Source organism: uncultured Brachyspira sp. (assembly GCF_944390845.1).
Classification (GTDB): Bacteria; Spirochaetota; Brachyspiria; order Brachyspirales; family Brachyspiraceae; genus Brachyspira; species Brachyspira pulli.
In genome coordinates this window covers 1-8,100 of the sequence record NZ_CALXRM010000111.1, presented here as the reverse complement: position 1 = coordinate 8,100, position 8,100 = coordinate 1, and the positions used below count along the sequence as shown (strand labels likewise).

The window sequence follows — 8,100 nt, the reverse complement described above, 5'->3', positions numbered from 1 at the left end:
AAAAGTTGAAAAACAATTAGAAATTATATATAATTTAGCACAAAAGGAGCTTTTTTAGTTATCTAGGACAGCCCCTATTATTTTAATTTTAGAGAAGATTTCATTTAATCTATTTGTTTTTAATTCTTCTTCATCTAAAAATGATTTATGAATAGAATATATAGTATTGCTTACAGCGTTATATTTTTCTTCTTCATCTTTTTTGAATTCATTTATTAAAGTTAATAATGTGTTTTCAATAATTTCTTTATTCATATATTGAGTATAATAAACAAAAATAAAAAAATCAATTAATTTAATATTAAAAAAATTATTTACATACCCCGCCCTATATCTCTATTATTTTATTTTAAATTTTAATCTTTATTTTCTTAATACTTCAAATAAAAAAGCATGCCCGCCCAAGTTTTGATTAGATTTATAATTAACTAAACGCACGATTAAGAAAGAATTTTTAATATTAATAATATTGTGTATTACAACTTATTTATATTTGTTATTTCACTTACCGTGCGGTATTGAATTTGTTAATTAAATAAAAATTAATGATTGACATTTTATAAGTTTTATAATAGAGTAATTGACTATGCGGAGTGGGTAAACGCGGTATTTAAGTAACTAATACTGAGGAAAGTCCGTACCTCTAAAGGGCTTCATGCAAGCTAACGGCTTGAAGACGAAAGTCTATGGAAAGTGCAGCAGAAAATATACCGCCAATTTGGTAAGGGTGAAAAGGCATGGTAAGAGCATACCGCATTCGTGGCGACATGAATGGCAATGTAAACCCCATGAGAGGCAAGAGCAAACAGAAACGGATTGCCCTTTTCCTAAGTTTCAGGTAGCTCGCTGGAATATTATAGCAATATAATATCAAGATAAATGTTTACCTTAAATGACAGAATACGGCTTATAGCTCCGCTTACTTTTTATAATAAAAAAATATCTTACACATATAAAATATTATCCTAAACAAGTAGATTATATATTAATATTTCTTATCTATTATTATTTTATTATTCTCATGTCTTACTTCAAGTTTCTACACTTTTTCTAATGAAAAATCAAAATACTATCTGTAATGTTCACCTCTTCTCTTTTCCATTTCAAACATAATTAAAACCAATATTTTAACTGACAAAATGAAGCATCGTACATTCGTAATAAATAACTTAGGTGAGAGCAGATTATATAAAATAAAAAATATGTAATACTTTTTATCTTAAATTATAGATAATTACAAACTAATACAATTATGTTCATGTATCTGTTTATTATATTCATTATTATATTTTGTTTTTTAGATTTATTACAGCTATTTATATTTATACTCTGTCTGCTACGTCGTTTAGTATAATATTATAATCTTGAACATTTTCTATATTAAGCAGATGCCCCGCATTTTCAACTATAAATATATTTTTTTCTGGAGATATTATCGTTTCAAAATATTTTTTTACTTCTATAGTTGGAACCTGCCAATCATGAGAACCGCATATAAAAAATATAGGTATTTTAAAACTCTTATAAGAACTTATATCAAAATCTATAAGATAATCCAAAAGATTTTTATTAACTTTCAAAACTGAAATATATGCAAAAAGATCCTTCAAAGAAAATATAGGACTCTTTCTTATAATATTCATAAGCTTTAGAGTTCCTTCATGATAGCCTGCCAATCCGTATTTTACTTGTATAATTCTAAATTTCATTACAGCTTTCCAAATATTATCTTTATCTATATTAAAAGGATAGTCTCTCATCTCTTCCATTTTTTTTATGTATTTTTTCGACTTTGAGTTTTTTACTATTTCAAAACAATGAGTAAATGCTGTCTTTTCTCCTTTAAGAAAGTTAACAACTTGCCCCATTCCTATATAAGCTGAGACATAATTATGATACTTTTTTATAAACTCAATACCCAAAACAGTCCCCCAAGAATGTCCAAGCAAAATTATATTATCACTTTTGTATTTTATTCTGACATAATCTATTATGCATTTTAAGTCTTCTATTAGATTTTCAATGGTAATATCTTCTGTTTTAGTATTATTTTTTATTTGAGTTCTACCTGCTCCTCTTTGGTCATAATAAATCAAATTATAGCAGCTTTTATAATTTTCTGTTATATATAAAAAATGAGCCTCAGATTGTGCAGGACCTCCATGCAGAAATATTATAGTCTTATCAGACTTTCTATAATAATGAATAAGATAATGCTCTATTCCGTTTACTTTTATATACTCTTCATAAAAGTCTTTGTAGTTTTTCATAAATATTTCCATTTAGTACAAAATTGCGGGATTTATATATGTCTTTCACCTATAAGGCAGTTAATGTCTATATTCCTAGTTACATCTTTCCTCTTTTGTGTGTCCCTGCTCAAATTTTTTTTGAAGATATATATACTAGGTTTAAATTCCCGCTATTTCCAACTATATTAAATAAGTTTAATTTTTACCTATTTAAAAAAAATGTCAATAACTAAAATAAAAAATTTTTTAATTATATATTATGGTGTAGTTTGTATATAATTTCCAAAATTGCTGTATTATAAAAGATAAATGTGCTCTAAATAAAATGTATGGTAGTCTGATATATTGCATTTAAGTATTCCTTAATTTATTAAAGTAAACAAGCGGTGTGCTATAATTTTGCATCAGAATGTATGCGTTTATAGTCCCAAAAATTGTTATATTTTCTTAATTTCAGATTAGCTTTCTCTAAAGTTAATTCCTGATTACAAAAGTCATAAAATTTTTTTTGGTCACAGTTATGTATTTCGTTGCTCTGTATACTGTAGGCAAGGCATCTGCTCGGTGTTAATGCCTCACTATGCGGAAAGACTGCATTTTTTGACTAAAATACAGGTATTATCATACATTTAAAACTTATTTTATAAATAATTAGTAATACTTTACTATTTATAACTTATCATTATATTAATAAATTGGTCAAAATTTAGAAACTATATTTGTTTAGGTATAAACTAATTAAGTATTATATTTATAATAAAAAATGAAATAATAAGTTTATAAAAAGATATTTTTAATGTATAATAATATCATTCGTTATTTTTATATTATTTTAAGGAGATTTATTTTATGTCTGATGTAAAAAGAATTGCAATAATCGGTGCTATGGATTCTGAAATTACTAATTTTAAAGGTATGATAGAAAATATAGAAGAAATTGAAATAGCTAATATTACTTATTATAAAGGTACATTATGCGGTAAAAATGTAGTGCTTTTAAAATCTGGTATAGGTAAAGTTAATGCTGCAATTGCTACTACTATAGCTATAGAAAGATTTAATGTAGAAAAAATTATATTTACTGGCGTTGCTGGTTCTGGAAATCCTGATTATGATATATCTGATATAGTTATATCAAAAGATTTAATTGAACATGATTTTGATACTAGCGATTTAGATGGAGATGAACTTACTGTATTAGTTAAAGGTTATGATAAGAACTATTATCCTGCTGATAAATCATTAATAGAATTAGCTAAAGAATCAGCACAAAAAGTTATAACTGACAATAAAGTTTATATTGATACAATAGCTACAGGCGATCAATTTGTAGGCAATAATGAAAAAGTTAAACAAATACATAAGAAATTTAAAGCTGGTGCTATAGAGATGGAAGGAGCTGCTGTTGCTCATACTGCTTTGATGTATAAAGTACCTTTTGTAGTTATACGTTCATTATCTGATAAAGCAGACAGCGATGCAGTAGTAGATTTCCCAAAATTCGTAGTAAAATCTGCCCAAAACTCAATGAAAATAGTAGTAGAAATGCTTGAAAACATGAAGTAAATAAAATATAAAAATAATTTTAAAGCGATAAACGAGCAGTTGATAACTGACATAAGGAAGTTATCAGCTATTTTTTAGCGAGTTTATCGCTAGCAATAATAAAAAACCGAAGCCCTTAACTTAATTTATTAAGTTAAGCCTTGGGGCGTAGGCGAGCATAACAATAATTAAAACAATCAATAAAAATATTGAATAACAAAATTCATATATACTTTAATTCCATATCAAAATACATAAATTAAATCAAATAATACATAAATATTAAGATAATACTATTGTAAAAAATAATACTGTTTACAAATAATTTACTATTGAAAAAATATACATATATAATATAATGTTAGTATCAATTAACATAATATCGGAGTGTCTATGCCTGATAAAAGAACGATATTAAATGGTAACGGAGTGGGAGACTATGTTGCTATAGGAAACTCATTTCTTTATACACCATCACTAAGTACACCTATATATAAAATAGAAGAAAGTGACGTAGAAGAAGAATATAAAAGATTTGATGAAGCCATAAAAAAATCAATAGAAGAAATAGAAGAACTTCAAAAACATGTAAATAATAATATAAAAAATATTTTATCTACTCATATATTAATGCTTCAGGATAGAGTTATAACAAGACAGGTAAAAGAAGAAGTAAAAGAAAAACTTTTTAATATAGAGCATATATATGATACTATAATATCAGGATACTTAAAAAAATTGTCATCTATAAACAATAAAATGCTATCCGAAAGAAGCAGCGATATTGTAGATATAAAATCAAGATTAATAAGAAATCTAATACAGCCAAATTCTGGAGATTATTCTCAAGTACCGGAAAACTGTATAGTAATAGCAAAAACGCTAACTCCTAGTGATGTATTGAAATTTAATGCCATAGGAGTTGCTGGATTCATAATAGAAAGCGGAGGATATACTTCTCATGCTGCTATATTGGCTAAAGCATTTGGAATTACAACGATATTCAATATTACAGATATATCAAGCAAAATCAAAAATGGAAGAAAAATTATTGTAGATTGCAGAAGCAGTATAGTAATAATGAATCCAAGTGAAAAAGATATTAAAAATTATACTAAATTAACTGAAGATATCAAACAGCATAAAGAACAGTCTATAATTGATGCTAAAGAAGCTGCTATAACTACAGATAATGTTGAAATAAAAATAAATGCTAATATAGATATACCTGAAGAAACAGAAAGTTTGTTAAAACATGGTATAGATTCTATAGGTTTATACAGAACAGAATTTTTATACATATTTTCTGGTGAAGATATTGCCACAGTTCTTCCAAGTGAAGAATATCAATTTAAAGTGTACAAAAGTATAGCTTCTAAAATGAAAGGAAAAATAATAATAAGAACTTTAGATATTGGAGGAGATAAAATTTCTCCTGCTTTAGGTTTCGATTTTAAAGAAGATAACCCTTTCTTAGGCTGGCGAGCTATAAGATTTTGTTTATCCAATAGACAATTATTCAAAGATCAAATAAAAGCATTACTTAGAGCTTCACATTATGGAAATATAGAAATAATGATTCCTATGATAAGCACTTTAGACGAATTTGTTGAAACTAAAAAATTTATTAGTGACGTTAAAGAAGAATTGAGAAAAGAAAATCAAGAATTTAACGACAATATAAAAATAGGTGCTTTAATAGAAACTCCTTCTGCTGCTACAATAATAGATTTGATTGTAAAAGAAGCTGATTTTATATCTATAGGTTCTAATGACTTAGTACAGTATATGATGGCTTGTGACAGAACAAATGAAAAATTAACTTATTTGTACAATCCTATCGATATATCGGTTTTAAGAATGTTAAAAAGGATAATAGAAACAGCAAATCAAAACAATAAACCTGTAACATTATGCGGTGAGATGGGAGGAGTTATATTATATACTCCTGTACTATTGGGACTTGGTATAAGAGAACTTTCTATGTCTGTTACTTCCATAGCAAAAGTAAAAAACCTCATAAGAACCATTAGTATAAAAGATTGTGAAAAGCTGGTTAATGAAATGCTTGAAAAATGTGATAATAATCATTCCAAATCTATTTTAAAAAGCTTCTTAACTAAAGCAAATGTAAAAAAATACAGAGGTATAAATTAATAATGAAGAAAATTTTAATAATATTGATGTCTGTTATCTTATTCCAATCATGTAAGGTAGCAAACTCTATAAATGAATATCAGAAATTAAAGACGATAGAAGATACAGAAGATTATGGGCCTTTAGGAAATTTTCTTAAAACACTTCCTAAAGATGAACAAGAAAATACTCAATCTCCATATAATGAATTAACAGCATTCATAAAAGGAAGAAATCAAATATTATCATCAAACTATAAAGAAGGATTTGAAACTTTAGCTAGATTCTTATTCACCTACCCTTCAAGTTATTATGAAAGTGAAGCATCTTATTTGCTTGGTCAGGCTTTAATATATATGGTAGAAAATGAACCTTCATACATAGAAGAATTTTATACACAATTATTGTCTGAAGGTATAGTTGAAGGTGAAGAAAATAATGATGATGAAACTGTTGGAAATTTAGAAAATTCTTTAAAAAATATATACAGTCAATTAGGTATTATAGTAAAAGACGGCAAATATTCTTTCAATGGATATACTTTTGACAGAATACTTCAAGATGAAGAAAGTGCTTTTCCATTAAAAGACTTTGCATATTATTTTAGTATAAGGCATAGATTCAGCAATATAGAAACTGAAGATGACAAAGCTAAATTCATAACTAATATAACTTATTTAAGAAGATTCTCTGACAGATACAGAACAAGCGTATTACAGGAAAGTTTATTAAATAATAAATCATATTTCCCAGATGTTTTACAATTCACTCTAACTTCTAGTGAGAAAAAAAATTATGATGATACTATAAAAGCGGTTAAAGAAAGAATAAAAGGTATAAAAGCTATTTATGAAGAAGAATATTATGTAATAGGGAACGGCGTCATAATAAGAGACAGAATACCTGCTGTAACTCCCGGCAGAGAAAAAGAACTTTATAAATTATATAATTATGATTTTGTAACAGTATTAAACAAAACAAATGTATATAATGCTAAAGAAAGAGAAAGAGAGGATTGGGCTTTAGTAAGATATGATACATATTATGGTCCTATAGTTGGCTGGAGCTATTTAAGATATATGACTAATAATGTACAAAATATAGAAGATGTATTTGATAATTATAAATCAGCCATGAATTCATATAAAAATTATGATTATCTAAAAGCTTCTGATTTCTTCTCTTATATATTGAATAATCCTCAAACAAATTATTTTACAGATAAATCCGTATATTTCTTATGGAAAGTTAATAATAAAATCGGCGAACTTGTAAGCTCTAAGGATAATCCTTATTATAAATATGTATTAGATTATCCAAAATATTTTTATTACAATACTAATAATAATGTATTACAAAGCTCAACATTATTATATAATTACTTAATAAAAATAATGCCTACAAACCCTTATAGATTCGTTATAAGCGGAGATAGTGAAACAGAATACAGCGTAGATTAATAGAATACATTATTAAATCCAATTTATATTTTAGTCTATTTGATAAATTTTATATTTATTAAATAGACTAAACTATTTTAAAGCCGTTCATAATTAAAATTTTTATAATTTTATGATTAATTAAAAATACATATAAATAATTTAAATATTAGTAAAATTAAAAAATTATAATTAACATACTGAAAATTTTTAAGTTTGTCATTTTTTTATTGTTATTTTTCCCGCCGCATACGCTCTGCGGACTTCGTCAAAGTTGCTATATCCTCGACAAGCTCGGATACGCTTCGCGAAAGTGCAAGTATAAAACTAGTACTAAATCATACTAAAATAGTATGACATATAAGATAGATTATTAATTTAAACTAAAATATAGCCCTTAACCGAAGGCGGGCTGTGACTGCTTCTTTGTGTCACGCCAAAGGACTTACTTCTGTCGCCCTAAAGGACTTCCTTCGGTCGCAAAAGAAGTAGGGTCTTGCGTAATCACGCAGAGCTTCGCAGTGGGCAAAGCCGCCACAAACAATAAAATTGACAAAATATAATTGTTTATATATATACCTAAACAACTATATTTTGTCAAAAATAAATTTATATTTTTGTTTTTATATCTGGGGCTTTGCCCCAGACCATAGTTCTTTTACCGAGTAGGTACCTTTCGGTATTGGTATAAAAGAACCAAAAAAACTGCATTTTTAGTCTAAATCTAG

Annotated in this window: 5 protein-coding genes, 1 other RNA gene and 1 pseudogene; 4 read left to right on the top strand and 3 right to left on the bottom strand. The window is 26.5% G+C overall.

All coding sequences use genetic code 11. From position 1 onward, the window contains the following. Positions 1-54: 54 nt before the first annotated feature. A complete protein-coding gene (locus Q0K52_RS14240; protein ID WP_297300546.1) occupies positions 55-255 on the bottom strand; it encodes a hypothetical protein in 201 nt (66 codons plus the stop codon). Positions 256-585: 330 nt separating this feature from the next. Here Q0K52_RS14240 and rnpB point away from each other — a divergent pair. Continuing rightward, an RNA gene (gene rnpB / locus Q0K52_RS14235) (RNase P RNA component class A) lies at positions 586-926 on the top strand. 396 nt (positions 927-1,322) lie between these two features. On the opposite strand, the gene Q0K52_RS14230 is transcribed toward rnpB, so the two are convergent. Continuing rightward, on the bottom strand, positions 1,323-2,270 hold the full coding sequence (locus Q0K52_RS14230; RefSeq protein WP_297300545.1) for an alpha/beta hydrolase: 948 nt from the start codon (positions 2,268-2,270) through the stop codon (positions 1,323-1,325). A gap of 373 nt (positions 2,271-2,643) precedes the next feature. Next, positions 2,644-2,775: pseudogene (locus Q0K52_RS14770) on the bottom strand (transposase); the annotation flags it as partial. Between the two features lie 326 nt (positions 2,776-3,101). On the opposite strand from Q0K52_RS14770, the gene Q0K52_RS14225 reads away from it, so the two are divergent. From Q0K52_RS14225 to Q0K52_RS14215, 3 genes are all read left to right on the top strand, one after another. Next, complete coding sequence (locus Q0K52_RS14225) at positions 3,102-3,818, top strand: 5'-methylthioadenosine/adenosylhomocysteine nucleosidase (RefSeq protein ID WP_297300544.1); 717 nt, start codon at positions 3,102-3,104, stop codon at positions 3,816-3,818. A 372-nt stretch (positions 3,819-4,190) separates the two neighbouring features. After that, on the top strand, positions 4,191-5,954 hold the full coding sequence (ptsP, locus tag Q0K52_RS14220; protein WP_297300543.1) for a phosphoenolpyruvate--protein phosphotransferase: 1,764 nt from the start codon (positions 4,191-4,193) through the stop codon (positions 5,952-5,954). Positions 5,955-5,956: 2 nt separating this feature from the next. Beyond that, positions 5,957-7,393: a hypothetical protein gene (locus Q0K52_RS14215; RefSeq protein ID WP_297300542.1), complete on the top strand. Its 1,437-nt coding sequence runs from the start codon at positions 5,957-5,959 to the stop codon at positions 7,391-7,393. Positions 7,394-8,100: the final 707 nt, after the last annotated feature.